27 protein-coding genes and 1 pseudogene are annotated in these 26,424 nt (G+C 39.1%); 14 read left to right on the top strand and 14 right to left on the bottom strand.

Annotated features, from left to right (window positions below):
• Nucleotides 1-34 precede the first annotated feature (34 nt).
• On the top strand, nucleotides 35-349 hold the full coding sequence (locus KZC02_RS33175; RefSeq protein WP_310590379.1) for an Hsp70 family protein: 315 nt from the start codon (nucleotides 35-37) through the stop codon (nucleotides 347-349).
• Nucleotides 346-1,290 (top strand): Hsp70 family protein, encoded by a 945-nt coding sequence (locus tag KZC02_RS32690; RefSeq protein ID WP_310590461.1) that lies wholly within the window; start codon nucleotides 346-348, stop codon nucleotides 1,288-1,290. Before KZC02_RS33175 ends, KZC02_RS32690 begins: the two co-directional genes overlap by 4 nt.
• 107 nt (nucleotides 1,291-1,397) lie before the next feature.
• Here the strand turns inward: KZC02_RS32690 and KZC02_RS27915 are convergent, their stop codons facing one another.
• Complete coding sequence (locus tag KZC02_RS27915) at nucleotides 1,398-1,715, bottom strand: hypothetical protein (RefSeq protein WP_221391671.1); 318 nt, start codon at nucleotides 1,713-1,715, stop codon at nucleotides 1,398-1,400.
• Between the two features lie 203 nt (nucleotides 1,716-1,918).
• Here KZC02_RS27915 and KZC02_RS27910 point away from each other — a divergent pair, with 203 nt between their 5' ends.
• Nucleotides 1,919-2,302, top strand: coding sequence for a hypothetical protein (locus tag KZC02_RS27910; protein ID WP_221391670.1), 384 nt, complete (start codon nucleotides 1,919-1,921; stop codon nucleotides 2,300-2,302).
• A gap of 50 nt (nucleotides 2,303-2,352) precedes the next feature.
• On the opposite strand, the gene KZC02_RS27905 is transcribed toward KZC02_RS27910, so the two are convergent.
• Nucleotides 2,353-3,219 carry a cyanophycinase gene (locus tag KZC02_RS27905; RefSeq protein ID WP_221391669.1) on the bottom strand — a complete coding sequence of 289 codons (867 nt, stop codon included), beginning with the start codon at nucleotides 3,217-3,219 and terminating at the stop codon, nucleotides 2,353-2,355.
• A gap of 19 nt (nucleotides 3,220-3,238) precedes the next feature.
• The gene (locus KZC02_RS27900) at nucleotides 3,239-4,453 is read right to left on the bottom strand and encodes an MFS transporter (RefSeq protein WP_221391668.1); all 1,215 of its coding nucleotides are present in this window, start codon (nucleotides 4,451-4,453) and stop codon (nucleotides 3,239-3,241) included.
• A 315-nt stretch (nucleotides 4,454-4,768) separates the two neighbouring features.
• On the opposite strand from KZC02_RS27900, the gene KZC02_RS27895 reads away from it, so the two are divergent.
• Nucleotides 4,769-4,999, top strand: coding sequence for a hypothetical protein (locus tag KZC02_RS27895; RefSeq protein WP_229253848.1), 231 nt, complete (start codon nucleotides 4,769-4,771; stop codon nucleotides 4,997-4,999).
• Between the two features lie 86 nt (nucleotides 5,000-5,085).
• Here the strand turns inward: KZC02_RS27895 and KZC02_RS27890 are convergent, their stop codons facing one another.
• A complete protein-coding gene (locus KZC02_RS27890; protein ID WP_221391667.1) occupies nucleotides 5,086-6,192 on the bottom strand; it encodes a LacI family DNA-binding transcriptional regulator in 1,107 nt (368 codons plus the stop codon).
• Nucleotides 6,193-6,524: 332 nt separating this feature from the next.
• Nucleotides 6,525-7,988 carry a PLP-dependent aminotransferase family protein gene (locus tag KZC02_RS27885; protein WP_229253847.1) on the bottom strand — a complete coding sequence of 488 codons (1,464 nt, stop codon included), beginning with the start codon at nucleotides 7,986-7,988 and terminating at the stop codon, nucleotides 6,525-6,527.
• 80 nt (nucleotides 7,989-8,068) lie between these two features.
• Between KZC02_RS27885 and KZC02_RS27880 the strand changes: the two genes are divergently transcribed.
• The 3 genes from KZC02_RS27880 to KZC02_RS27870 all read left to right on the top strand — a co-directional run bounded on the left by KZC02_RS27880 (nucleotide 8,069) and on the right by KZC02_RS27870 (nucleotide 9,703).
• A complete protein-coding gene (locus KZC02_RS27880) occupies nucleotides 8,069-8,704 on the top strand; it encodes a pyridoxamine 5'-phosphate oxidase family protein (RefSeq protein ID WP_221391666.1) in 636 nt (211 codons plus the stop codon).
• Nucleotides 8,705-8,834: 130 nt separating this feature from the next.
• Nucleotides 8,835-9,374, top strand: a complete 540-nt coding sequence (locus tag KZC02_RS27875; RefSeq protein WP_221391665.1) for a M48 family metallopeptidase — start codon at nucleotides 8,835-8,837, stop codon at nucleotides 9,372-9,374.
• Nucleotides 9,371-9,703 carry a hypothetical protein gene (locus KZC02_RS27870; RefSeq protein ID WP_221391664.1) on the top strand — a complete coding sequence of 111 codons (333 nt, stop codon included), beginning with the start codon at nucleotides 9,371-9,373 and terminating at the stop codon, nucleotides 9,701-9,703. The genes KZC02_RS27875 and KZC02_RS27870 overlap by 4 nt, the downstream gene beginning before the upstream one ends.
• Before the next feature lie 16 nt (nucleotides 9,704-9,719).
• Here the strand turns inward: KZC02_RS27870 and KZC02_RS27865 are convergent, their stop codons facing one another.
• Nucleotides 9,720-10,025 (bottom strand): hypothetical protein, encoded by a 306-nt coding sequence (locus KZC02_RS27865; protein WP_221391663.1) that lies wholly within the window; start codon nucleotides 10,023-10,025, stop codon nucleotides 9,720-9,722.
• A gap of 141 nt (nucleotides 10,026-10,166) precedes the next feature.
• Here KZC02_RS27865 and KZC02_RS32235 point away from each other — a divergent pair, with 141 nt between their 5' ends.
• A complete protein-coding gene (locus tag KZC02_RS32235) occupies nucleotides 10,167-10,754 on the top strand; it encodes a hypothetical protein (protein WP_229253846.1) in 588 nt (195 codons plus the stop codon).
• Complete coding sequence (locus tag KZC02_RS32230; protein WP_229253845.1) at nucleotides 10,733-11,776, top strand: murein L,D-transpeptidase; 1,044 nt, start codon at nucleotides 10,733-10,735, stop codon at nucleotides 11,774-11,776. Before KZC02_RS32235 ends, KZC02_RS32230 begins: the two co-directional genes overlap by 22 nt.
• Nucleotides 11,777-11,836: 60 nt before the next feature.
• On the opposite strand, the gene KZC02_RS27855 is transcribed toward KZC02_RS32230, so the two are convergent.
• The 3 genes from KZC02_RS27855 to KZC02_RS27845 form a co-directional block, all read right to left on the bottom strand.
• On the bottom strand, nucleotides 11,837-12,961 hold the full coding sequence (locus tag KZC02_RS27855; protein WP_221391662.1) for an AI-2E family transporter: 1,125 nt from the start codon (nucleotides 12,959-12,961) through the stop codon (nucleotides 11,837-11,839).
• A gap of 145 nt (nucleotides 12,962-13,106) precedes the next feature.
• On the bottom strand, nucleotides 13,107-15,224 hold the full coding sequence (locus KZC02_RS27850) for a PQQ-binding-like beta-propeller repeat protein (protein ID WP_221391661.1): 2,118 nt from the start codon (nucleotides 15,222-15,224) through the stop codon (nucleotides 13,107-13,109).
• A gap of 75 nt (nucleotides 15,225-15,299) precedes the next feature.
• A complete protein-coding gene (locus tag KZC02_RS27845) occupies nucleotides 15,300-17,255 on the bottom strand; it encodes a sialate O-acetylesterase (protein WP_221391660.1) in 1,956 nt (651 codons plus the stop codon).
• Between the two features lie 390 nt (nucleotides 17,256-17,645).
• Here KZC02_RS27845 and KZC02_RS27840 point away from each other — a divergent pair, with 390 nt between their 5' ends.
• Nucleotides 17,646-17,807 carry a hypothetical protein gene (locus KZC02_RS27840; protein ID WP_221391659.1) on the top strand — a complete coding sequence of 54 codons (162 nt, stop codon included), beginning with the start codon at nucleotides 17,646-17,648 and terminating at the stop codon, nucleotides 17,805-17,807.
• A 354-nt stretch (nucleotides 17,808-18,161) separates the two neighbouring features.
• On the opposite strand, the pseudogene KZC02_RS27835 reads toward KZC02_RS27840, so the two are convergent.
• Together KZC02_RS27835 and KZC02_RS27830 are read right to left on the bottom strand one after the other, a co-directional pair.
• A pseudogene (locus tag KZC02_RS27835) lies at nucleotides 18,162-19,300 on the bottom strand (glycoside hydrolase family 5 protein).
• Between the two features lie 288 nt (nucleotides 19,301-19,588).
• Nucleotides 19,589-20,161: a hypothetical protein gene (locus tag KZC02_RS27830; protein ID WP_221391658.1), complete on the bottom strand. Its 573-nt coding sequence runs from the start codon at nucleotides 20,159-20,161 to the stop codon at nucleotides 19,589-19,591.
• Nucleotides 20,162-20,312: 151 nt separating this feature from the next.
• Between KZC02_RS27830 and KZC02_RS27825 the strand changes: the two genes are divergently transcribed.
• A complete protein-coding gene (locus KZC02_RS27825) occupies nucleotides 20,313-20,714 on the top strand; it encodes a RidA family protein (protein WP_221391657.1) in 402 nt (133 codons plus the stop codon).
• 70 nt (nucleotides 20,715-20,784) lie between these two features.
• Here the strand turns inward: KZC02_RS27825 and KZC02_RS27820 are convergent, their stop codons facing one another.
• Both KZC02_RS27820 and KZC02_RS27815 read right to left on the bottom strand, forming a co-directional pair.
• A complete protein-coding gene (locus KZC02_RS27820; protein ID WP_221391656.1) occupies nucleotides 20,785-22,770 on the bottom strand; it encodes a M56 family metallopeptidase in 1,986 nt (661 codons plus the stop codon).
• A 26-nt stretch (nucleotides 22,771-22,796) separates the two neighbouring features.
• The gene (locus KZC02_RS27815; protein ID WP_221391655.1) at nucleotides 22,797-23,162 is read right to left on the bottom strand and encodes a BlaI/MecI/CopY family transcriptional regulator; all 366 of its coding nucleotides are present in this window, start codon (nucleotides 23,160-23,162) and stop codon (nucleotides 22,797-22,799) included.
• 260 nt (nucleotides 23,163-23,422) lie between these two features.
• Here KZC02_RS27815 and KZC02_RS27810 point away from each other — a divergent pair, with 260 nt between their 5' ends.
• The 3 genes from KZC02_RS27810 (at nucleotide 23,423) to KZC02_RS32225 (ending at nucleotide 25,587) form a co-directional block, all read left to right on the top strand.
• A complete protein-coding gene (locus KZC02_RS27810; RefSeq protein ID WP_221391654.1) occupies nucleotides 23,423-23,560 on the top strand; it encodes a DUF2256 domain-containing protein in 138 nt (45 codons plus the stop codon).
• Between the two features lie 264 nt (nucleotides 23,561-23,824).
• Complete coding sequence (locus tag KZC02_RS27805) at nucleotides 23,825-25,243, top strand: DASH family cryptochrome (protein WP_229253844.1); 1,419 nt, start codon at nucleotides 23,825-23,827, stop codon at nucleotides 25,241-25,243.
• A complete protein-coding gene (locus KZC02_RS32225) occupies nucleotides 25,225-25,587 on the top strand; it encodes a TIGR03643 family protein (protein ID WP_221391653.1) in 363 nt (120 codons plus the stop codon). The genes KZC02_RS27805 and KZC02_RS32225 overlap by 19 nt, the downstream gene beginning before the upstream one ends.
• On the opposite strand, the gene KZC02_RS27795 is transcribed toward KZC02_RS32225, so the two are convergent.
• A complete protein-coding gene (locus tag KZC02_RS27795) occupies nucleotides 25,588-26,190 on the bottom strand; it encodes an HD family hydrolase (protein WP_221391652.1) in 603 nt (200 codons plus the stop codon).
• Nucleotides 26,191-26,424 lie beyond the last annotated feature (234 nt).

Raw genomic sequence — 26,424 nt, 5'->3', positions numbered from 1 at the left:
CAGAAATTGCGCCCCCAAATTTTTGAAACTGATAATGACCCATATTTCCTGCGGAATTGATTTCGGAACCTCCAATTCAAGTATTGCTATTGCCAAAAAAGGAGACATACATTTGATCCCCGTCGAAGGCTCAAGTGTTACCATACCCAGTGCCATGTTCTTTTTACGTAAAGGAAATGTTCCTTATTACGGCAGAGAGGCAGTGAATATGTTCCTGACCAGAAAACCTGGCCGGTTAATGCGTAGTTTAAAACGCGTTTTGGGCACGAGTATCATGAAACAAGGTACAATGGTGAATGGTGAACTCATGAAATTTGACGAGATCATTGCTGCCTTTTACAAAACCTGAAGGCTGGTGCTGATAGCGAAGCAGGCAATGAAATTGAAAACGTAGTGATGGGCAGACCTGTGCATTTTGTGGACAATGATCCTGAGGCAGACAAAAGAGCACAGATAGAACTAAGGTCCATTGCACTAAAATTAGGTTACAAAAATATTGACTTTCAGTTTGAACCCATCGCGGCAGCCTTCGCTCATGAGGTCAACATTTCGGGTGAAAAACTGGCTTTGGTTGCCGATCTGGGCGGTGGAACATCCGATTTTACCGTTATCCGATTGTCAAATAAATATATAAGTAAACCGGATCGTTCGGCTGATATTCTGGCTAATACCGGTGTTCGTATCGGAGGAAATGACTTTGATAAAGATTTGAGCCTTGCTGCTATTATGCCCGAGCTCGGATATAAAAGCACTTATGGTGAAAAAAATCTGGAAGTACCCCTTCGACATTACTACGATCTTTCGGAATGGAGTAAGGTTAATTTCCTGTATACCACAAAAATAATTTCCCAGACCCGCCAATTACTATATGAGTCACATGACAAAAACAGGTTCAAACGGCTTTTACAGGTACTTGAACAGGAAACAGGACATGCATTATTAGCAGTGACGGAAGAAACCAAAATTGCTCTGACAGACGAATTGACATACAACACGCCATTTGATTTCATTGAAGACGGCCTTTCCGCAAAAGTTACGCGTGACCAGTTTGACGAAGCAATTTTACCCCAAATCAAAAAAATCACCAACGCAGCCCAGCAATGCCTCGACGAAGCGGGTGTTTTAAAGGACAATATAGAACTTGTTATCCTCACCGGTGGAACTACGGAAGTCTTGTCGGTTCAAAATGAATTCCGAAAATTATTCCCTAATGCTGTTCTGGCAGACGAAAACAAGCTTTCAAGTGTTGGTCTCGGATTAGCTTATGATAGTCAGAAAAAGTTTGGCTGAGGAGAATAAGTAAGTTTTGTTTTAATAACAATTGTTTATAAAAAAGCCGGGTAAAATCAGAAAAAATGCTGACTTTACCCGGCTAAATTTTTGCCTTTTTATACCTCTTAACTTACATTCTTTCCATCTTTATCCAACTTAACCCTGGCTGATTCTTTGCCATTTTTCACGTTGAGTTCGTAATATTGGGTTTTGTCTGGTGCTGTAATCAGAAATGCGGACGTAACCTTCCAGCCTGTAAATTCTTCTCCTCTAATCGTCTTTTTTATACCGTCTGGTAATTCCTCAGGCTTTACCGCCACTTTTTCCTGTGTATTACTTACTAATGAAAGGATCTCTTTATTTGTATTTAAAGGAGTGTTGGCCTGTACAGAGGCGAAAGAGATAAGTGTTAAGGCCATTGCCGATACTATTAGCTTTTTCATGATCTGTGATTTAAGTTAAATATGTTTGTAACAATGATAATAGGAATAACAGGATCATACCAAATTTACAATACGCTCATTTTCAATTATTTAACCAAAATAAATATAAAAAATAATGTTAAAAAATTCCTCACTGTGGGGGATAAATCTTCATTTCAAGGTTTTTATTAAATTAAATCAGCTTGTTCCGCGTTCATATCATTATGACAGCAATAGACAATAATCGTATTTTGGCACTTCGCCCGGAAATAGAGACTGAACCCGCATTTACTGTTTCTGAACAGTTTCAAAATCAGACCTTAAGGCCGGTTTTAAAGATGCAGAATGATTTACTTATCGGTGCTTTCCGCCAATATATTTCCAGGCATAAGGATACTTTCAGGAAATTATCAGTTGCTGAACAGCAGTTGTTTGTTGCAAAATCATTGCGGCAGGATCACCAGTTCCGCCATTTCGTACGAGGCATCATTGCTGGCCATTTTACCGAAACCGAATGGCGGCAGTTTGTTGATAATGAAGATGAGATAAACAAACGGATGATGAAACTGGCAGAGCAAAGAATTATCAGTCAGCTGACAGTAATTTAAAAGCAAGTTTTGAAACCTGTTTAAATTTATTGATTCATTGATAGTGGTTCTTATTCGCTTCTTTTATTGATCCGGAAAACATCTCCGGCAGTATACAAACTGAATTGTATATCTTCCATTTTAATTAATCCACTTTCTGTCACTTTTAGTTTAGCCGGATTTTTCATCACTACTACCTGGCTTTCACCCACAACTTTTACCTGATTTCCTGTTACAACTATGGCAGTGGCCTCGTCAATACCTACGCAGGTAAAATCAGGGTACTTGGCCAAAGCCGAGAATAAGCGATTATAGCGGCTTCTGACAATAAAATGCTGATCAACAATTACATCAGTTAATAACCCAAGTCCTGTCTGAATGTCAATATTCCGATCTTTCACTTTTCTAAAAGTTGCCCTTAATGTCGTATCCCCAACCAGCTCACGTCCGGAAATCATATAATGGCTCATTACGGCGGCACCGGCACTTGTACCTGCAATAGTCGCCCCCTTTGCAAAAGCTTTATGAATTGCATCATACACCGGTGTATTCAGAACGACCTTCATAAACCGTTCCTGGTCACCGCCAGTAATAAATACCAGCTTTGCATTGGCAAGGGAATCCAGTCTTAGTTTATTATTTACATCAGAAGTTTTAAAATTCAGGTTTATTATTTTATTTGAGCAAACAGGTTCCAGATCTGCTTTGAAATAATGGAATGATGTATCGGGATTTGCACCTGACATCGGCAACACGACAACATAATCTTTTGGTCCTAAACCGGAAGCCGCTACAAGCTCCCGCATCAGATCCGGAGAACGATCCCCGCCACCGATGATAAACAAATTACCCTGCCTGGATTTTTCAGGGATCTGCGCATGAACAAAAGAAGAAAGGAAAACAAAAGCGGCAAAGAACCTGATCAGATAATATTTCATGTCTTAAATGTAACAGAAATCAGCCCATTTTTACTACGTTTCGAAACAACATTTTAAATCCAAATGCACATGTCATACTTAGTAATACCAAAACGAACCACAACATATTATATCCCCATTGCTGTGCAACATATCCGCCCGCAGCAGGGCCGATGATCTGCGCAACTGCCCAGGAAAGCGAATATGCAGCAGAATATTGTCCCCGGTTGGATACTGAAGCACGGTTCATGACCATGGTATTGAGATAAGGCAACGTAAGCATTTCCCCGATCGTAAACATGAAAACAGTTGCAGCACCCATTACAACAGGCTTTAAACCAGGCACCAGAAGAAATAAATACCCAATGGCTGTAAATAATATTCCAGCTACGATATAATATGCGTCTGATCTCCGGCTACCGAGTTTTTGGATCAGTATCATTTCAAACAAGGCGATAATAATACCATTCATTCCAAGAAGAAGTCCGATCGTAGCTTCCCCAATATTTAATTCTTCTTTCCAGTAAACCGGTACCAACCTGAATAAAAGGACAAAACATATCATATAAAAAGTAACCATGACGATTAACCTCAGGAAAAAGACATCTTTCCAGGGCGATAAACTTTCGATATTTTCCGGGTTGCTTTTTTCTGATAAACCAGGTCTGGATACTGCTGGAAGTAATATTGCAATCATTAACCCGGCGGTCATGTATATCACACCGTCTACCCAGAACAGCAAATGATAATTGATCGCTGCCAGTATCCCGCCAACTGAGGTTCCGAAACCAAATCCGATATTGGTTGCAAGCCTGTTCAGCGCATATGACCTTGTGAGATTTTCCTTGGACGAATAAGATGCAATGGCTGTGTTATTAGCTGGCTTGAATGATTCTACAAAAAAGGCCAGCACAATTGTTAAAGCACACAATCCATCAAAATTATGCACCTGGCCAAATAGCATAAACAGGATTCCGCTTATGAGAAGACTAACAACCTGCACGGGCCGGAAGCCAATTTTATCAGTAAAGTATCCACCGACCATAGCTCCCACAACGGAACCGACCCCAAAGAGGGTAATGATCAAACCTGCATCGGCAATGCTCCGGTGAAGGCTTTGGGTAATATACATACTCATAAACGGCACTGCCATGTAACCGCAACGGTTGATAAGAATAACAACACTCAACAGCCAGGTTTCCCTGCTTAGCCCGCTGAATGAAATCCGGTAAATTTGTAGAATATTACGTACCATAATTGTTCTGGATTTAAAACAAAAAAATCCGCTTAGTGGGATACCAAGCGGATTGCAATTATATTCTTGAAGTTGAAATATAGCTATCCTGCCTGGAACACCTTGTGGTGCCAAATAGAAAAGACGCGATATGACGACTGATTATTCATAATACAAATGTAGCAGAATTTATTAACCGGCTGTTTTCAATTCTAAAATTTATCATGGATTTTATTAAACGGAATAGATCAAAAAGAAGTAATCCATTTTATATTAAATGAAATGTAACCATTCATGCAACTTTTGGCCTGAGAAATACATCTTTTATAAAAAGCCATGTTAAAAATAAAACAATGCCTAATCATGACAGGAAAAGAAATATTTGATCAATACCAGTCTGCGGCTCTGAGACACGGTTTTGGCTCCGATGAATTTCGGTATGGAAATCTTTTATTCGAAGCCTTAAGAATTGAAGGGGAAGAAAAAGTTTTTAAACTTCTGGAAGAAGCAAAAAGTACCGGAAAAAAATTGATCTTGGTTATTCGGTCCATTCTCAAAATGGAATGATGGAGCCCGACAGAGTTGTAATCGTTTAAAGTTCCATTCATTCACACTTATAAATTCCACATGAGCCGGCCTGCTTCAATGAAATATTAAGCAACTTTTACTTTTTGACCGTTTAACTGCAAAGGATTAATTACTACTGCTGGTGGCATTTCGGTTTCCAATACCTTTTTAGGCAAACCAGTCATTGTTGATGAACCACGTATAACCAGCAATGGCTGCATATTAAGCTGAGTCAGCTTGTTATTATCAGCAATAGCTGCAATCAGAATTTCAGTAGCTGCCGTCCCCATTTCTTTCAGTGGCTGTCTCAATTGAGTCACCGGAGTGCTGAATAAATCAAGAAATTCAGTTTCGTCAAAACTAATCACGGCCAGTTCCTCAGGAACTTTGATTTTGTTTGAGTTGATATACTTCAAGCCAAACATACCTAACTGATTTGTAGTCAGATAAATTGCGTCAATCGGTTCTTTCAGACCAAGAAGCTGGTAAAATGCTCCCTCTATATCTGCGGAAGAAAAATCCTGACTTAATTCAATCAGATGATCTGGTACAAATGTGCGGTCGTGTTCCAGCAAAGCTTCCATATAACCCCTCTTCCTTTCCTTCATATGATGCAGCGGGGAATTTAACGTAATCATTCCAATGCGTTTATGGCCATGATCAATCAGGTGATTCACTGCCATGTATGACGCCTGGAAATTATTCAGCGCTACATAATTTGTCGTAATTTCCGGAAAATAGCGATCAACGAGCACAAAAGGAAAATTGCGATTTTCAAGTTCAATGATCTGCGCTTCCGAACCATGGCATGGCGCAATGATCAGTCCATCAACCTGCTTATTCAAAAATGTATCAATCAGTTTTTGTGATTTCTGCGGATTCTCGTCCGAACTTCCGTAGATTACTGTATAACCTGCCTTGTCCGCCTCGTCTTCAATAATCCTTGCCAGAGCCGAGGAAAATGGATTGGATATATCTGCTACTATGAGTCCTATTGTGAAAGTTTTATTGGTTTTCAAACTTCTTGCAATCTGGTTACTATTATAGTTTAATTCTTTTGCTGTGTCACGAATATTCTGAGCGACTTCCTTGCTGATCCTGTTTTCCATTTTGTTATTCAGAACATAGGAAACCAGCGTTGTAGAGACGCCGACTTTGTCGGCGATACTCTTTAAAGAGGCTTTCTTTTGCATAATTTCAAGCATTAAAATGAAGCAAATAATTTTAATAACTATTTGCACTAAAACCATTTAACGATTGAAAAACATAAATAGTTTAATATTGGTAAAATTTCATGTTGAATCGTTTCAACTACCATTTTATATTAAATTTATACAATTAATCCTATTAGACTAATAAAATACAAATATAATTATATTAATAATTTATTGAAATTGGCAACCACGTTTATATTGTTAAATCCACTTATAAATGTAGATTTTTAAAGTATAAATTCCTGGATAATAACTCTGTTGACTTTCAATTTCAACCTGTGACTAACCTATCATAATTACTGTCGATTCGATCAGATCAGGTTTTTCAGGATTGTCACAGATTTCTCCAGTTCGTGAGGGTCAGAAGACGCAAAGCCAAGTCTGGTTGTATTTTTTATCCGGGAATATTGCTGATGTGCACTTCCATCCGAAAAGTACAGGTCTTTTTTCAGTGCTTTTTGAGCCAGTAATGGCAAATCTATTTTCTGATCAAATTTTGTCCAAACTGCCATCCCACCATCAGGAACCTGGAATTCAACATAATTCTCCAATTCCATATTAAGAAGTTCGCAAAACAGATCGCGTCTTTGCCTGTACACGCGTAATGATTTTCTCAAATGCCTTTGAATCACTCCGTTTTGAAGCAAGTCGGCCAGTGCATTTTCCAAAATCGTATCTCCCTGCCTGTCAATGATCCGTCGTAATTTTGCTAAATGCGCAATGGCGTTTTCAGGCCCAACCAGGTATCCAACTCGGAATACAGGTGAAATAGCTTTGGTGAACGAACCGCAATACAACACCATTCCGGCCTGATCAGCACCGGCAAGCGGTAAAAGAGGCTTGCTCAGATAATGGAAATCATAATCATAATCGTCCTCAAAAATGATAAACCCGAATTGTTCAGCCAATTGCAATAATCTGACACGGCGGTCTGCACGGAGTGCCACAGTAGTTGGATAGTGATGATGAGAAGTGACGTAAAGCAGGCGAATTGGTTGTTTTAAGCAAAGTTTTTCAAGTGCATCCAGATCAATCCCATAATCGTCTGACGGAATAGTTAAAAGATTGGCACCTGCCTGCAAAAAGTTATTGTTTGCCCCTGCCCAGCCTAATTCGCTTACTACCACATTATCACCCGGTTTTAACAGACCTGCACTCACCAGATACAAGCCCATAATCGTTCCCCGTACGATCAGTATATTAGCAATTGTTGTGTTTAACCCTCTGGTTTCATTCAGATAAACAGACAGTTCCTGCCGCAGCCATAGAGAGCCGTGCGTATCACCATAACCCAGTCGTGCGTATGAATTGCCTGTTAGTAACTGACTGCGATAGGCCCGTGAAAGTTCTTCCAGAGGAGCAAGCCGGGCATCCGGAAAACCGTCGTCCAAATGAAGTCCCGTCCCGGATTTCAATACAGAACGATTCAAATGAGATAAGATGGGAACCTCAAAGCCTGCTTTTTTGCTCGGTTTTATCTGCTTTTTTGTATGCTCATCAGATCTGGAAAGCTTTATTTCCGGAAAATTTTTAGCTACAAAAGTGCCGTTACCCACATGGCTTTCCAGCCAGCCCTGAGCCAGTAATTCGTCATAGGCCAGGACCACAGTACGCCGGTGAACGTTTAGCATGGAAGCTAATTGCCTCGTACTCATCAATCTGTATCCCGATGGCAATGTTCCTTTTCTGATTAATGACATGAGCTGATTGGCAATTTGAAGATATACTGCCTGCCTGCTTAATTTATCAATGACAACTGAGGAAAGTAATTGCATCAGGATTGGACTATCAGATTTATAATAATTGGACGATTAATATAATCCAATTACGCTACAATTTTGTAAAAAACAAAACCATGCCAAAACCACATTCACATCTCGTTCCCAGCCGTTCTGCAAAACGCGCTCATTATGATCAGGAAAGTATTTATTCTATTCTGGACGAAGCACTTTTTTGTACGATCAGTTATTCAGTCGATAACCGCCCGTTTTCAATCCCAACTTCTTTTGTCCGTTATGAAGACAAAATTTACATTCACGGCTCCGTTGGCAGTCACTTTATAAGAGAAATTGAAAAGGGCATACCTGTATGTATTACGGTAATGCTTACCGATGCGCTAGTAGTGGCTAAATCTGCTTTTAGCCATTCTGTCAATTACCGGTCAGTAGTCATATTTGCCCAAGCCGAAAAAATAGAAGATATCACCAGAAAAACAGAAAGTTTTGAATGGCTGACCAATAAAATTGTTCCGGGTAGCTGGGAATATCTTCGGCCGATAAAAGATAATGAAGTACGTAAAACGACTTCCCTCGCCTTTTCATTGGACGAGGCTTCTGCAAAAATCAGAACTGGAATGCCTAACGATGAGGAGGAGGACAAGCCGCTTCCGATCTGGTCCGGCCTTATTCCACTGCAAACAAATAGATTGACTCCAATTTCGGATGACCTGAGCAAGGAAATACCACTACCTGCACATTTGTCGCATCTTTAACAGATATGTCTCGAACGTCCCCGTTCGAGACATATCTGTTAAAATTTTAAAAATCCTGCAACAATTTCCGTCAAAAAAAATGTTATCACCTTATATACTTTTAGGAAAATAGCAAATCATCGATTTAGGAATGGAATTATTAATAGTCGTTGCCTTTTTTGGTTATATCTATTATTTAAGAAACTATGCAGATCTGCGAACAAAATCTGAGAAAGAAGAGGAAAATTTAAAGGAAGGCATCCGTTTATTTCAAACCAATCAAATACACGCAGCATTCGATTTTTTTGACCAAAGAATAAAAACCCGCCCAAATTCATCTGTTGCTTATCTTTATCGTGCACGCTGCTTTAAAGAACAAAATGATTTTCAGGCAGCAATGAATGACTTAAATGCAGGACTGAGTTATGACGAAAGTGTCTATGGGCTTCATCTGGAAAAAGGTAAACTACTCTTCCGCAACAACATGTACGATTCTGCGCTAAAAGCTCTGAATAAGGCTATTTTTAACGCGGGCGATCAGGATCCCGAACCCTACTACTGGCGTGCAATGACCCGGCAACAATTAAATCAGGAAGAGGAAGCACAAAAAGATTATAAGAAAGAAGCCGAAATAACAGAGGCCGGTAAGCATATTTTAATTAGAGACCTGTCTGTTAAAAAACCTTTTTGAACCGTAAGCTGTTTGCCAATGCTATGTTGGTAATTTGCACTAGCGCTCTGATATTGACAGTTATAAAACGGGCCGAGGGTATACATATTCCTTACCTTATTGCAGCATTGTCCGCCGTGGCCATTGGCTTTGCAGAACCACGTAAGGGGTGGATACTTGCCATAATGCAATGTATTTTCTTACTTACAGGATATTTTTTGTTTACCAAAATGCCTGAAAATGGCGGTCAGGCAGAAGTTGAAAATTTTAGCTTATACGGGTCTGCGGTTCTTACTTTTGCAGGTAGTTTTTTAGGTGCATTTCTCAAAAGAGCAATTAGCGGTGTGTAAGGAAGTTAACCACTAATCACCTTGTTGTACTTAATACTTCACCAAGAAACGGCTTAAGTTTATTTTCCAGGGCATCTTTTGTACAGGTCATTTGGGATATAACTTTTCTCCACTTGCTGGTTCCGTCTGCAAAAGGATCATAATCGACAAACATACGTCCCACAACCTGAAAAAGGTTCTTCGCTTTTGGTTCTAATAAGGAGGTTAATCCCTGATGATTAAATATGTCCAGAATCTGGTGAGCCGTTTTTGGCTGGAAACCTTCTGTGGTGCAAAACAAAAGTGATCCGTTTTTATAGTGGCATATAATGTGCTTTTTCATAATTGAAATCTAATTGATTATCATAGCAATTAAAAAATATCATACCACTTGATATACGTTCAAATGCAATTTTATTTACCGGCCTGGAATAGAGAAAATAATGTAATATTGCTGATAAGTAACAGATCTTTTATTTCATCAATGAAAAAACTTATCATATTCATTTTTCTGTGTATTACTGCTATTGGCTGCAATAAAAAAACCAAACAATTACCTACGGTAGCAGTAAGAGACACAACTATTACTGTTGAAAATTCATTTACTGAATTATTTATTGATAGTGCTGCACTGGACCGGTTTATTCTGGCCCACCCCATGGAGGACAGCCTGTCCAACAAAATGCACAGTTTTTACAACCATCGGAATTATCAGTTTGCGTGGTTTTTTCCGGAAGGAACGGCTGATTTTATTTCTTCTTTTTTGAGTTTACAGAACGATTACATTCATTATTCCGGTGACAGTTCATTGTACAATCCTGCACTACAAACCAGAATAGACTCTCTTGCACAACTCAAAAAGATCAATCCAAAAGATACACTTGTTGTAAGCACTGAGCTAATGCTCACACAGCAATTTTTTAAATATACAAGCCTGGCCTATTCAGGAGATCATAAAATCAATGTTCAGGAGCTCAATTGGTATATTCCCAGAAAAAAATCAACCCTGAAGTTTTCCTTGATTCTTTACTTAAAAATAAGGGGAAAAATTTGTCGGCTTATGAGCCGGTAAACCGCCAGTATAATTTATTAAAAGAAAAACTGCTTCAATATTACCAGATTGATAAAAACCAGGAATGGGCTCCGCTTGAAACCAAAAAGCTGAAAGAAGGAAATTCCAATGCGCTGGTATCTGAAATAAAAAACAGGCTGATGCATTTAGGAGATTTGAATGAAACAGACAGTACCAATATTTTTGACTCAACACTAACTGCTGCTGTCAAACAGTTTCAGGGAAGAATGGGGCTCAAACCGGATGGAGAAACGGGCCCTGCTTTTTTCAGGGAATTGAATGTACCGGTTCACGAACGTATCCAACAGGTGCTGATCAATATGGAACGTATCCGATGGACGCCCGCAACTCCTTCCACCGATTATATTCTGGTCAACATTCCTGAATTCAAAATGCATGTGTATGAAAATGGAAAGTTAAATTTCAACATGAATGTCGTCGTCGGTTCGGAAGCGAACAGCACTGTTATTTTTTCCGGAACATTAAATCAAATTGTTTTTAGTCCATACTGGAATATTCCTCCAAGTATTTTGAAAAAGGAAATTTTACCCGGTATCCATAAAAATGCAAATTATCTGGCAAAGCACAATATGGAATGGAATGGCGGATCTGTGAGGCAAAAGCCAGGCAAATCCAATTCACTTGGCCTGGTTAAGTTCTTATTTCCAAACAGTCACAATATTTACTTACATGATACACCATCCAAAAGTTTGTTTGGCGAATCCCAACGTGCTTTCAGTCATGGTTGTATAAGACTTGCCGAACCGAAAAAACTCGCAGAATTCCTTCTCCGGAAAGACAGTACATGGACGGAAGAAAAGATTACACAGGCAATGAACCTGGGCAAAGAAAAGTATGTCCGCTTATGTGGCAAAAACGAAATTCCTGTTTTTATAGGCTATTTTACTTCCTGGGTTGATCAGAACGGACATATCAATTTCCGTAATGATGTGTATGGACATGATAAAAAAATGGCCGAGCGGTTATTCAGTAATAATACTATTGCGCTAACGGCCAAATAAACAGATAGGCTGCTTTTTGTGAAAGCAGCCTATCTGAATTTTCCTGTATATAATTGGTGCCTAAACTGTGTTTACTTCGTTACCCAATTTCTGCTCATCCTCAGCTATTTCGTGTAATGCAGCTTTGGATTCGGGATGGCTGTCGTCTTCTCCAAGCACCATACCCCACGGTTTCAATCCATCTACGCGGTCGAAAATTACTTTTATGATGGCTATTACAGGAATTGACAAGAACATACCCGTAATTCCCCAGATCATCTCACCGACAACCAATCCCAAAAGTGCAATAAGTGTATTGATTTTAACTTTTGAACCAACAATTTTTGGCATAATATAATTACTGTCCACCAAATGGATCAGCACCACAGCAATCAGTACGAATAAAATATGACTGGTAGTAGCGGTTGCAAAAGTGATCAGTATAGCTAAAATGAGTGCTGTAACAATACCAATGTAGGGGATGAGATTAAAAATGCCCATTATGAGGCCAAGTAAAAACGCGTATTTTACGCCAATCACATAAAAAGCCAGGCAAGATAATCCTGTAACGATTAACATCTGAAGGAAAAGCCCGACAATATATTTCTTTACGATGTACTGTATCTGACTCACAATATCATAGACAATCACACTGTGCTCCTCGCTAAATAATGACACGATAAACCGCAGTAATAATCTTCTGTGAAGTAATATAAAAAATGTGTACAGAAAGATAAAAAGAAGAAATAGTAAAATTGACGAAACGGATAATAATGTATGGCCAATAATACTGGTGCCAGTATCAACTGCTTTTGTGGCCGAGTCGCTGATATAATTGATCTGATCGTCTGAATCGACATGAAAAGTGACTGAAATCCATTTTTGAAGATCGGCTGTTCCGTCCAGCACTTGTTGCTTAAAAGCCGGCCAGTCCTGAGCCAGAGCGGTAAGCTGGGTTCCCAGAATAAAAACAATTCCGGTAATACCCAAAATCAAGGAAAGCAACGCAACAAGAGATGACAGCGAACGGGGCATCTTAAACTTCCTTTCCAGAAACCCTGCAAATGGTAATAAAAGCAGAGAGAACAGAAATGCGAAAATCAAGGGGGCCAGTAAAGTCCTGCCTACAATGGCAATGTAAGAAAGACAGATCAGACTGATTAAAATATGAGCCAGCCTGGTATAAAAAGGAGTAATACGGATCATGGGAGCCTTTCTTATTTCGTTAAAATTTACATCATTAACCTAATTATATTCGTGCCAACACAATATATCACGCTTTTAATTTTCAAATAGGGTAATATTGTAACCCCAAAACGGCAATGGAAAATTCCCGTAAAATGTCACTTGTTTAGGGTAAGGCAAAAGCCACATACTGATTCCCTTTTTTAGTACCCAGTTTTGTCCCGCCGCAGGCTATAACCACATATTGTTTTCCATTGACCTGGTAGGTAGAAGGAGTAGCAAATCCGGCAGCCGGCAGCACAGTTTCCCATAATAATTTACCTGTTTTTTTATTAAAAACCCTGAACTTGCCGTCCTTGGTTGCGGCAATAAAAAGAAGACCGCTTTTGGTAACAACGGGGCCTCCGTAATTTTCTGTTCCGGTATTGGGATAACCCTTCGCTTTAAGTTCGGCAACTTCACCAAACGGTATTTTCCAGAGGTATTTTCCTGTATTCAGATCAATGGCATTCAGTGTACCCCAGGGAGGTGAAATAGCCGGTAGCCCTTTACTATCCAGAAATTTATTGTAACCAGTGCTTTGATAAGGCACATAAATTTTCCTGGTTTCTGATGTTGTCGAAACGGCCTCCACCTTTTCATCATTGAACAGAAAAGAAATCAATGCATTTTTTTCATCGGCTGTAAGCATTGTAAAACCTGGCATCATGCCCTTTCCGCTAGTGATAATATTGCTCACAAAACTACGGTCACGGCGCAAACCAACATCAATTAATGAAGGATAACCACTTTTTGCATTACCTTTTCGCTGTGCACCATGGCAGGTTGGGCAATAGGTTGTGTACACTTTTTCACCCGGACTTAATGATGTCATTTCGCTCGCTTTCGGTGTGTCTTTCATTGTTAAAATCCAGGCCATTTCATTGCTGTTTACATATAAAATACCTTCCTGCGGATCTGCCGCTGCCCCACCCCACTCTGCTCCGCCATCAAAACCCGGCAGAATGACAGTGCCTTCCTTGCCGGGCGCTGCAAACATATTCTTTTTATAGGTTTTAAATTTCATCACCAGCGAATCGCGATCCTGAGCAAACGAACTGATATCTTTTTCCGTAAGCGTATAAGCCTGTCTTGCAAATGGAGCGGGTAACGAAGGTACTGGTTGCGAAGGCCAGGAAAATTCACCCGGAAGTTCAGACTTTGGAGCGACTACTTCTTTAATAGGAAATAATGGTTTTCCTGTAACCCTGTCAAAAATAAATACGTATCCCTGCTTACTTACCTGGGCAACGGCATCAATTCGCCTGCCATTCTTTGTAATAGTGATCAGGTTGGGAGGTGCAGGAAGGTCCCGGTCCCACATATCGTGATGCATGGTCTGGTAATGCCAGAGCCGTTTCCCGGTGCGTGCATCTATGGCAAGTAAACAGTTGGCAAACAGGTTTTGACCTTTTCTTTTTCCACCATAAAAATCATAACCGGCAGATCCGGTTGGCACATACAAAATACCTCGTTTCCTGTCAATTGCGGTCCCCGCCCAATTGTTTGCTCCGCCGGTATAGGTATTTTTATAGGCATCAGGAGGAAAAGTTTCGTAGCCCAATTCACCCGGATACGGTATGGTATGAAAAGTCCACACTAATTTTCCGGTGCGTACATTAAATGCCCTTAAATCTCCCGGAGCTGCATCAGAGTCTTCCGAAAGGCGTAGCGGCATAATGATCAGATCTTCATAAATTGTACCTGGTGTATTGGAAACCATGTATTTATCCTTTGCAATTTCGGGCAACCCTGTGTGCAGGTCCAGCTTTCCGCCATCACCAAAACTTTCGATCAATTTACCGGTACGGGCATCCAAAGCATATAAATACGGCCCCATTGCGTGCAATATCCGCTGATCCTCACCATCACTCCAGTAAGTAAGCCCACGACTTGTATTGGAACCGATTTTGGATTTGTCTCCGAAATGCCAGATTTCTTTACCAGTAGCTGCATCTACTGCAAATGCCTGAACCGTTGAAGTCACACCATACATTATCCCTTTTACAATAATGGGGTTCACCTGCATTTGTCCTGAATCAGGCGTAGAATAAGTCCAGGCAACTTTAAGATCTTTTACATTTTCAGGATTAATCTGGGTTAAATCTGAGTAATGGTTTCGGTCCGGGCCACCAAGATATTCAGTCCATTCGGTGTAGGAAGTGATTTTATCATCCTGCGTTATGTTTTGTGCTGCCAGTAAAAAGACAGAAACTGCTGTAATTAACAGTACTTTTTTGATCATTTAAAGATGCTTTATTTCAATATTAATATTATTTGGTTTTGGGCGACCTAGAGGGTCGCCCTGACGACGCTAGGATCATTCGAACTGGCTCTTAGCTGTAATACCAGGCCAGTCATCCGTACGGAATCCGCTGGCTGGAAATCCTTCCGCATTAAACAGATTGGCATCTTCCGGAGAATCCGCCCATGCATATCTGACGGCAACTGGTTTAGGCACTTTTGGATTCCAGACTACAACCTGGTTGTTTACAATTTCTGCTTTGGCATAATAAAAAACTTTGTCATCCCCTGCAATTTCAAATCCTTTCAGATAACCAAATTTATCCTTAACGATCAATCCGCCTTCCGTGTGTTTGAATGAAACGATTGCTTTATCATTGTCGAATTTGACCTGGTCATATAATGGTGAGCTATAAACTATATTTTGTCCATAATCAAATTTCAATGCGTTAACAGCCAGTCTGTGAGCCACATCCTGTTTATTCGTCGGATGAATATCTTTTGGATTTCCAATGTCTGTGGTTACAGCCATGCCAGTTTTAGGCAAACTTAATGTCATATTTTGTGCTTCACGGAGTTCTGCCCATCCGCTGCCTTTATTACTATCGTTATAAGCGCCAAAACTGGAAAGCTGGACCCAATAAAATGAAAACGGATCATTCCACAATTTTCGCCAGTCATTGATCATTAGAGGAAAAGCCTGGCGATACTGGTAAGCACGGCCTGCATTACTCTCACCCTGATACCAGAGTGAGCCGCGAATTGCAAACGGGATCAATGGAACGATCATCGCATTATAAATACTTGTGCCCACATTATTCATCAAATGTGCATACTCGTGCTTTTCTGCAAAAGCTGGCATTAGTTTCCAGTCGGCAGCCAGACTAACTTTCTGAAACCCGTCTTCAATATATAAATCACTTGCTTTTCCCATCAGGCCAGGTCCAAACCAAGGTGTTGCCACCAAATTTCCCAGCTTTATAACCAGTTGATTTTCGCCGCTTTTCCAGGTATCGGCAGGAATACTAATTTTCCTTGTTCCTTTCAGAATTTCAGAAGAAACCAGTTTCCCATTGATGTAAATGTCATTTTTACTATCATTTTCCGGTAAAGAAAGTGTCGTTGGTTTTGCGGCCATATCAGCAGGAATCTCTATATTTTTTGCCATGAATCCTTGTCCCCTAAAACCCATCAGGCCTTTCCAATCCCATTGCCCAACGGGATCTGCCGTATTTTGCCAGGTAGAAAAATCAGCAGTTCCGGTAATGTATTTTTGCTCATCTGCTATTGCCGGATTATAAGAAACAGATTTAAAAAGCTGTTTTCTAAGTTTTTTATCCATGATCAGATCCGCCTCTTCCCATGTTTTGGGCAGATTTTGGGCATAACCTTTCAATTCATCATTGCTCTGCATAGCTTCTTTACTGATCCAGCCCTCTATCTGCGAACCTCCCCAGGACGAATGTAAAATGCCAATTGGAATATTTAATTTCTGGTATAATTCCCTTGCAAAGAAAAAGCCGATTGCAGTAAAATTTCCAACATTTTCTGCCGATGCCACTTTCCATTCTCCTTTTTCAAGATCCTTTTCAGGAGCAAGTGTAACCATGTGCTCCACCTTGAAATGCCGGATCTGAGGAAAATCAGCATTCTTTTTTTCTTCAATAAAATTATTAGCCTGGGAAACAGACCATTCCATATTAGACTGACCGGAACACAACCATACTTCCCCGATCAAAATATCATTTACCGCAGCCTTACCTGATTTTGCGCTAACAGTTAAAGTGTGTGGCCCGCCTGCTTCCAGCGGAGTAAACTTCACCATCCATTTTCCATCAAGATCTGCCTTAGCACTCTGAGTCTGGCCTGCGAGGGTGACAGTTACTTTTTCACCGGATTTTGCCCAGCCCCAAACCGGAACCGGCTTCTGCCGCTGTAATACCGCATGATCCGAAAATAAGCGGGCAAGCTTAATTTGTGAAAAAGCAGACGTACTAAAAATCAGAAACAAAAAAACGAGAATACGTTTCATGAGGAATTGAATGGATTTTGGTTTTTAATAAAATGCGGAATGGGTATGTTTTCTACTTAAAATGTTGTGTAACAGTAAAGATTTATGAAGCTCCTGATTAGCAGTCCCGCAATTCATCTAAAATCCAAATCATCGAAAACAATATGGGTGTGTTGTACTACAAAGAATTTGTTAAAAGGTAATTTATGACTCCAATACTATATGTTCTAATTTTGTTGTAAGTAATAGAAATCTTGGAAACAACTTATAGACTGAATACAGAAGGAAATAACAATGAATTTCCTTTAGTCATTAAAGACGCTATTTTCTAAACAAGATGTTGAAATTACTGTAAAGTCTATAAATCAATTGGATTCTGATCAAATCAAGAGAAATAACGCTTTAAGAAAAATGGTTGAAGAAAGTCGGTTAAATGCTCCAAAGATTAACCCTTCCGTAGATTTTCGTACCATTATTGATCAGATGTACGATAAGGAAATGAAATACTTTGATACCGATGTTTTGATTAATTCTTATATCAATCAAAATGTAACTAAGCATTCATTTTCGTAACATCTGATTGAGTCTGGTATTACAGATAATTCTTTCCTCATTTCTTGGCTGAGTATTCAAGAAGTTGATTTTGTAATGGGCAAACTGAAGCAGCATAATTAATATATTAGTTCCAGACTTAATGAATTATTATTTCTATTCCAGCCACTTACGGGTCGATCGAATTTCAAAGGGAATTGAACAAGCTAATCAAATCGGTTTTACAGATTTTAATAATTGTTTGCATATTGCGGTTGCGGAACAATATTGCACCGATTTTTACACATATAACAGAGTTGATTTTATTCGTATCAAGCCTTATACCAGTCTAAATGTTCACATATTAGAATAATATTGATATATGAAAGACTTATTTCAGTATTTCATCATCAGACTCAATAGCTTCCTATCCAGTTTTTGCCCGTGCCAGTCTTCGTAGGCAACATCAGCCCTCTTTGAATTTAAAACACCAAAATCACCACTGAATTCCCAAAGCGAAAAACCAATTCCGTTCGTAGTAAGTATATCAAGCACATCGGCAAACCAGGCCAGAAATACCGCATGTGGGGTTTTGTTCCAGCTTCCGCATTCACCGCAATGCACACCAACGCCTTTGTTTACCAGATCGATCCAGGGTTTATAATAGTTTTCCAACATAGCACGGCTCAGATATTGTTCACCAACTTGTCCGGGCCACTTTGGCTCAGGAACATTTTCAGTATCCTTCATTGCCCAGGGTGCTTTATAATGGGAAATAATACCCGGATGATAACCCCGGCAGCTTTGAGCAATATCAAGATCAGCAATTTCGGGGATTACAGTATTTCCTACATCATTTCCATCTGCTATTATCAGGTGCTCCTGATTCTCCCGTCGTATTGATTCCGAAGCTTCCATCACCAATTTACGATATATATCTCCCGGCACTGAAGTCCTTTCCGAGAGCTGGTCATTCATATCTGCACGCATACTTGGTTCATTCAACAGATCAAAACTGATCTTTTTCCTCGAAACATTTTTGTACCGTTTGGCCCACATATTCCAGTGGAAACAAAATGCATCCAGCGCTTTTTGATCAGTCCAGAGATTATAAGGCTCATGAAAACCGGCATTTATACAATAACCCGGCGCACGATGCAGATTAAGGCTTACATGAATATTGTATTTATGGGCGGCTTCCACCAATTTATCAATACGATCAACGGCAGCTTCGTCAATCTGATATACTTCATCCGGTGTAATATTCCGGCTTCTGTCAAATTTCACATATGATGGATAAGCGATCGGAATCCTCACGAAATCAAAACCCCAGTCGCTCATCCATTTCAGTTGTTCGTCGGTAGTGGCTTTTCTTCCATTAGCAGGATCCGGAGAAAAAAGTCAAGCAGATTAAACCCTTTCCATTTCGGAAGTTTATTTTTCACTTCTTTTACCGGCAAGGAAAAAGCCTCGGGCGTCAAAGCCGTTGCAGCAGCAATTGTACTGGTGCTTTTGATGAAAATCCTGCGATTCATGGTTTCCGGTTGAGTAGTTCAGTTAATAAAAACCGGCAAACCGTAGTTTTACTTATGCTGGATGGAAGAAATGGCTAAAAATTGTATCAGGACTATTGTTTCTTTCAGGAAAGAAAACATTTATAAACGGTTGAAAAATAAATTCTTCCAAATTAGCCACATTGCTGAGAAGGATTGCAAATCTGGCACTGACAATTGATATTGGTAGATTATGGAACAGTCTGCTAAATCAACTCTCAGCAGACTGTTATAAACTTGAAATTCCGGATAAAAGTAAAATCGTACTTTTTAAGCAGCCTTAATGGTAACACCCAGTTCGTATTGCCCTTTCTTTCTCTTATAGTCAAATTCTCTCGGGAATTCATCCCCTATCAGTTTCCCTTTCTCGGCCACAAATTCTTCCACTCCAAGTAAATCATCCTGTTTGAAATGGATAACCGCTTTTTTGAGTAAACCGAATAGAATTTTTGTGATCTGGGAAAAATCTATAGTAAGTGGTATCTGACTAAAATCAAAACCTTCCGGCTCTATAATTCCGGTAAGTTCCTGCTTCATTTTATCAAATATTTCACCATTATCCTTTTCATAAAGCGCAAAAGAAAATCCAACTGATTCCGTATCATCGGCAACATCTACTTCGAAATGATTGGGCGACGGCAGCCAAATCTTGCCTTTTTTCACATCGCTTTGCACATCGGTAACAATACCAAAAAGTGGTTTTGAATCCTTTAATGTAGTAACCACACCGCTACCGTCCTTTTTTAACGCTGTAACAAAAATGGCCGCATAAATTTCATCAGCACCTAATTCAAAAGTTGTACGAGTACAATGAATCTTGGTAATATCAATTGCGATTTTCATAATGTTAAGTATTTAATGGATAAATAGAAGATACAAAATTCATTAAATAGCAATATTTCCGCAATACGGAATTTCCCCTGTTGTGATCCGTATTATTCCTTATTTTATGTTTTACTTCAAGCATTAAATTCCTCATTAACCTTAATCAGCCATGAACAAATCAATCAGGATTATACAAACCAAAGAAGCCGCATTACCCGGCGGGCATTATGCACAGGCAACGGAATACAACGGAACGGTATATGTATCAGGACAATTACCTGTCAATGCCGATGGCAGCCATACCTTCACTGAATCTTTTGAAGTTCAGGTTAAGCAGGCATTAAGCAATCTTCTGGCCATCTTGAATGCAGCCGGCAGTAACTTTGAAGATTTGCTTAAAGTTACTGTTTACATCGTTGGTGTAGAGCACTGGCCAACTTTTAATCGTCTTTATGCAGAAGCCTTGGGTAATGCCAAACCGGCACGTGCTATTGTCCCTGTACCAGAGTTACATTTTGGCTATCTGATTGAAATTGAAGCAGTTGCAGTTGTATCGAAAAGTACTTTGTAAATGCAAAAACCTACGGAAATATATCTCCGTAGGTTTTAAAAAGTCCTTATTTCTCAATAAATAAACTGAACTATTTTGCCTGGATTATACCATACGTTGTCGAACCATTCTTTCCTTTCCAGTTATAAACCATTTCAACATTGGCCTCTTTCAAATACTTTGCTTTTATTTTTTTATGAACGGCATCCGGCTGTTTTACTCCGTTTACGATCAATTCGTTGTCACTCAACTTATACGAAAGATTGTTTTTATCCTTAATTACATCCTCTTTAATCAGATCAGCAATTAAATTTTCCTGCATTTTCTCGTATTCTGCTCTCGTTTTCTCCGCTTGTTTTCTTATAACTTCAGCCTGCTTTTTTATTTCGACCGCTTGTTCTCTGAATTTTTCGGCATTTAAATGGGTAACATCAGCATTTTTCCTGATTACTTCCGCTTGTTTACGAATGTTGTTTGCGTTATTTCTGTTCTCGTTCATTGTGACCTGGAAGTTTTCAGCCTCAAATTTAAACTTTTCGGCATTTTTCTTAATCAGCTCTGCCTGTTTCCGAATTTCCTCCGCTTCATACCGAAAGTTCCTGGCGTCTATTTTTGCCTCTTCCGCATCCATTTCAGCTTCTTTTGCGTCATCCATTTCGTCATTCGCACTTTCCTTTGCGTCATCAGCTTCTTCCCTATCAGCTTCGGCCTGCTCGTGTTGCTCTTCTATTTCTTCCAGAATTGGCTCAATTTCTGATTCATAAGATTCTATTTTATCTTTCGGGATCAGTTTTCCATCAATTTTCAGCTCGGTAATTTCTCCGTTTTTCTGTATAATTTCATACCGTTTTTCATTTTTTGTAACCTGTATTGTTGTCACAGAATTACCGGAACTTTCCACCTCGCTATTTGCCGGAATAGTATCTTTTAAAACTTCCTGTACATCAACGGTTTTTACCGGATTGAATAATTCCACTTTTTTACCGGCTGATGATAAAGACGTGGGCAAAACTTTAATTGGTTCGTTAGAAAAAGCCAGCGATAATGCGGCAACGGTGAATAAACTGGCTGTTACAAATAATTTTTCCATGGCATCTAATTGTTTATTATTGTTGTAAATGATTCTTTTGATACGATCGAGCAAGTGGTTTCGTTTTCCTGCAAAAGCCACAGCATGCTTTGTACCTGCACTTTTATACTCCTGAAACAATACCAGCGCATTCACCAAGGAGTTTTTGTTTTGCATAACCCCGATCGCCAGATCATCACAGCAATGTTCTCTTTCTTCTTTGATCAATTTGGAGAGCCATAACACGGCAGGATTAAAAAAGAATACATTTTCCGCAAAATTCTGAAACAGATTGACCAGATAATCCTGCCTTCTTATATGTGCCAGTTCGTGCAGCAAAATGGCTTCAACCTGGCTGTAAGGTAAGTTGGCAAGAAAGCCCGCAGGAACGAGGATCATAGGTTTGAGAAATCCTGTAACTATCGGAATTTTCACTATTTCTGACTCGAATAATAAAATGCTTTTTCTTATTTTCAACCTTTCTGCAAGTTGGTGTACCTGCTGTTTCCATTGTTCATCTACATGATAAATACCGTGATGACGAATTCTCTGCACATAATAAATCCCCGCAGCAGTTCTTGCCGATTTCATTAAAAAAACCAGTAACCAAATCCCAACAATAACGGCCGCATTTTCACTGCAATAATGGATGATCAATTGAGTAAAATGCTCTTTATCAACCTGGTTTACTACTTCAAACCGAACCTCACCTATTCCTTCAATCAGTTTACTACTTCCTGAAAAATCCCGGAGAACTAAATCATCATGTGTATTTGCAGGTTTGTCTAATTCATACCAGAAAGTAAAACAACTTACTGAAATCAGCATCAGTAATAATCCTGAAAGCAAATTGTAACGTAAAACAGGCTTAACTTTTTTGGTCAACAGAAGAACTATTCCGGCCAGAACAGCCACAATCAAGCCCTGCCAGACTGAATGAAGTAATGTCCAGCTGAAAGCCTGAATGATATTTCGGGAAAATGGTAAGTTGAAAAAGTTAAAATTCATGGCTAACAGATTTTATGATTTTTCGCTTAGTTGTCCAGTTTTTTCAAGAAGTCTTTTATTTCATCCAGTTCTTCTTTCGATGTATTCTTATTTCCAAAAAGCTGCATTACCAGGCTCGACGCCGAACCGTTATACATGGAATCCACAAACCGGCCCAATAGCTTATTTTTAGTTTTGTTTTCCTCTTCCGCCGGACTATATACGTGCTTCATATTGCTTTCATCCCGCTTAACAATTCCTTTCTCTGCCATGATCTGCATCAATTTCAGTGTTGATGAATACTGAACTGATCTTTTTTCTTCATTCAGCTTGTCATTCACAAACCGTACCGTTGAAGGCCCGTGCTGCCAGAGTACCTGTAATATCTCTAATTCTGATTTTGTCGGTTCCATTATTTCATTTTTTAATCAACATTTCAAAGGTAGGAAATATTTCGTACGAACAAATACCTATGTTCTTAATTTATGTTAAAATTTACAAATTCCGAGTTGTTCATTTAATTTCTGCGCATAAGTAGTAACCATCTCTTTTTACCAAATCCACACAATGAGGCTGGATTGATATTTGTATCATTCCTACCACGACTTGCAATAGTTGCACTATAACTGACTGAAAATGAATTCAATTAATTTCAACTAATACCATTTAAAAAGTGAAAGGAGTAAAAAAAGAAAATCTGCCGGAGAAAATTTGCATAGTTTGTAAAAAACCATTTTCCTGGCGGAAGAAATGGGAAAAGAATTGGGATGAAGTAAAGTATTGCAGTGAAAAATGCAGGAATAATAAATGAAATTTCATGCTTCTTTTTAAGTAGGTACTGTGGTGAATGTGCAGTTAAACGTATGTTACCAGTACGTGTAATCCAAAGCTAGAAAACCACAATTGGAAATCGAAAATAAATTCTATATAACTTGTTGTATTACAGCATTTTAATACGATTTTTAATCGTCATATACAAAGAGTTACAATAATGGGAATTTTGCACCGCCGGCAAGTGTTCATAAAGACGGAGTCTATTCATATTTTCCGATAAATCGTTCAGCAATTTTCTATTTTGGCAAGAAAAAAAGTTGCTGTAATATTATTTGGTAAAAAACGGATCAGAACAGGAATAGGCGCGAGAACCGGATTAACAGAGCAGGTTAGCGTATTATTTGAAATACATAAACAAAATATGATGCGAAGATCGATTGTATGGTTTAAAACTGATTTAAGATTACATGATAACGAAACGCTCGTTCGCGCTATTGAACAGAGTGACGAAATTATTCCGGTTTATTGTTTTGACGATGCACATTATAAAATCACCGAATTTGGTTTTCAGAAAACCGGCAGTTTCAGGGCTCAGTTTTTATTAGATTCACTAGCCGATCTGGATGCCCGCCTCAGAGAAATGAGATCCGGGCTGATCGTTTTAAGAGGCAATCCGGAAGAGGAGCTTTTTAAAATAGCCAAACAATACGGAGCTCAGAAAGTATTTGCAAAAAAAGAAGTTGCCTACGAAGAAAGACAAACGGAAGAAATTGTAGAAAAAGAATTGTGGAAGTTGCATTGTACACTAGAAACGTTCAGTACCAGTACACTTTACCACGCACAGGATCTGCCATTTACCAAGAAGGACATTCCGGACATTTTTACCAATTTTAGAAAAAGGATCGAAAAAGAGTCTGAAATAAGGGATATTTTCGCTAAACCTGCCTCAATAAAGTCCCCTGAAATTCCTCCTTTACAACTACCAACATTGCAGGATCTCGGACTTATTCCAATGGCCACAGACGAGCGATCTGCCATTCATTCGAAAGGCGGGGAAACAGAAGCGTATAAGCGTTTACAGTTTTATTTTTATGAAACCAGGGCGATATCCACCTACAAAGAAACCCGCAATGGTATGATCGGTGAGAACTATTCAACCAAGTTTTCAGCCTGGCTTGCGATGGGTTGTTTGTCTCCAAGAGAAATTTATTATGAGGTTAAAAAATATGAGGCCCGGTATTCTGCTAATGCCTCTACCTACTGGTTAATATTTGAATTGCTCTGGCGGGACTATTTCAGATTTATGATGAAAAAATATAATCATAAATTTTTTCTGGAAATGGGAATTAAGGACAAAGATATCGTGCCTAAGGGAGTTAATGAAGATTTGCTAAACAAATGGATCAACAGTGAAACGGGTGTGGATTTTATAGACGCCAATATGCTTGAATTAAAGCTGACCGGTTTTATGAGTAACAGAGGCCGCCAGAATGTAGCAAGTTATCTGGTAAACGACCTGAAACTTGACTGGCGTTATGGTGCGGCTTATTTTGAACAGCAACTGATTGATTATGACCCCTGCAGCAACTGGGGAAACTGGGCCTATGTAGCCGGGGTTGGTAATGATCCAAGGGGCAACCGGTACTTTAATATAGAAAAACAGGCAACAGATTACGATTTAGACAAATCATACAGAAATTTATGGCTGGAGAAAGTATAATATTGGAAGCAAATGATCAGCTGCCGGCATTGGAAGCTGATCATTTGCCGGAAGTAAAGCCGGTTGATTTTAAGACACTTTCTGAATCAGATATAAACCGGATTATTGAAATGGTCTGGGAAGACAGAACCCCGTTTGAAGCCATCGAATTTCAGTTCGGTTTAAAAGAGCCGGATGTAAAATCTCTGATGAAACAGCAATTGAAGTTCACCAGTTATAAACTTTGGCGCACAAGGGCGACTAATGTAAGTACCAAACATGCCAAAAAGCGTTCGGAAGACATAAACAGGTTTAAAAGTAATCTGCAACGAAGCATTACTTTGAACAAAATATCAAAAAGGTAATTAAAGTGTATCGTCCTTTTTAAGAATTCCCTTTTCTACACTTTCGTTGATTAAGTTTTCTGCATAAGCCCAGATTTCGGTAGATCCTTCTGCAATGATTTGTTTTTTATTGTATACCTTTTTGTAATCCACACCGAATTCCTGCCAGGTTCCGCCATTATTAGACACATTCTGAAGCAAAGGTTCCAGCCTGTCCATAGATCTGGCAAACTTTGCTTCATCCGTTTTTCCTTCTTCAAATTCTTCCCAAATCGCTATCATTTCTTCCGCCTGTTCCTGAGGAAGTATTCCAAAAATCCGTTTGGCGGCCAGTAATTCTTCGTCTGTGTTTGTATGGTTTTTCGATGTATCGTAAATAAAAGTGTCGCCAGCATCAATTTCGACGATATCATGAATTAGTACCATTTTCAAAACTTTAAGAACATCGACGTTAACATTAGAATGCCCGGATAAAATGATAGCCATCATGGCTAAATGCCAGCTATGTTCTGCATCATTTTCATTTCTGTCACTTCCCAGTAGTTTAGTCCGGCGCTGAATATATTTGAGTTTGTCTATCTCTTTTATAAATTCAATTTGTTTCAACAGGTTTTCGTTTTGCATTTTTTTCAAATGTTAGATTAAGGCCAAAAGCTAATGCGAATTTAGTATATCAGCAACTTTATTTTTAAATCTTCTGCTTTCCCTGCTAACACAAGAAAGTTACAGCAAGCGATAATTCCATTAAAATAGAAGTGTTGAAATTAGGTAACCGACTGTTTATCAATAAAGTTTTTTATATATTTTATCCAAAAGCAACCAAACGTTTACTTAATAACGGTTCGGTCTATTGGTATT

Origin of the sequence: Dyadobacter sp. NIV53 (assembly GCF_019711195.1) — a bacterium.
In the GTDB taxonomy this organism is placed as follows: domain Bacteria; phylum Bacteroidota; class Bacteroidia; order Cytophagales; family Spirosomataceae; genus Dyadobacter.
This window is presented reverse-complemented; position numbering and strand designations above follow the sequence as displayed.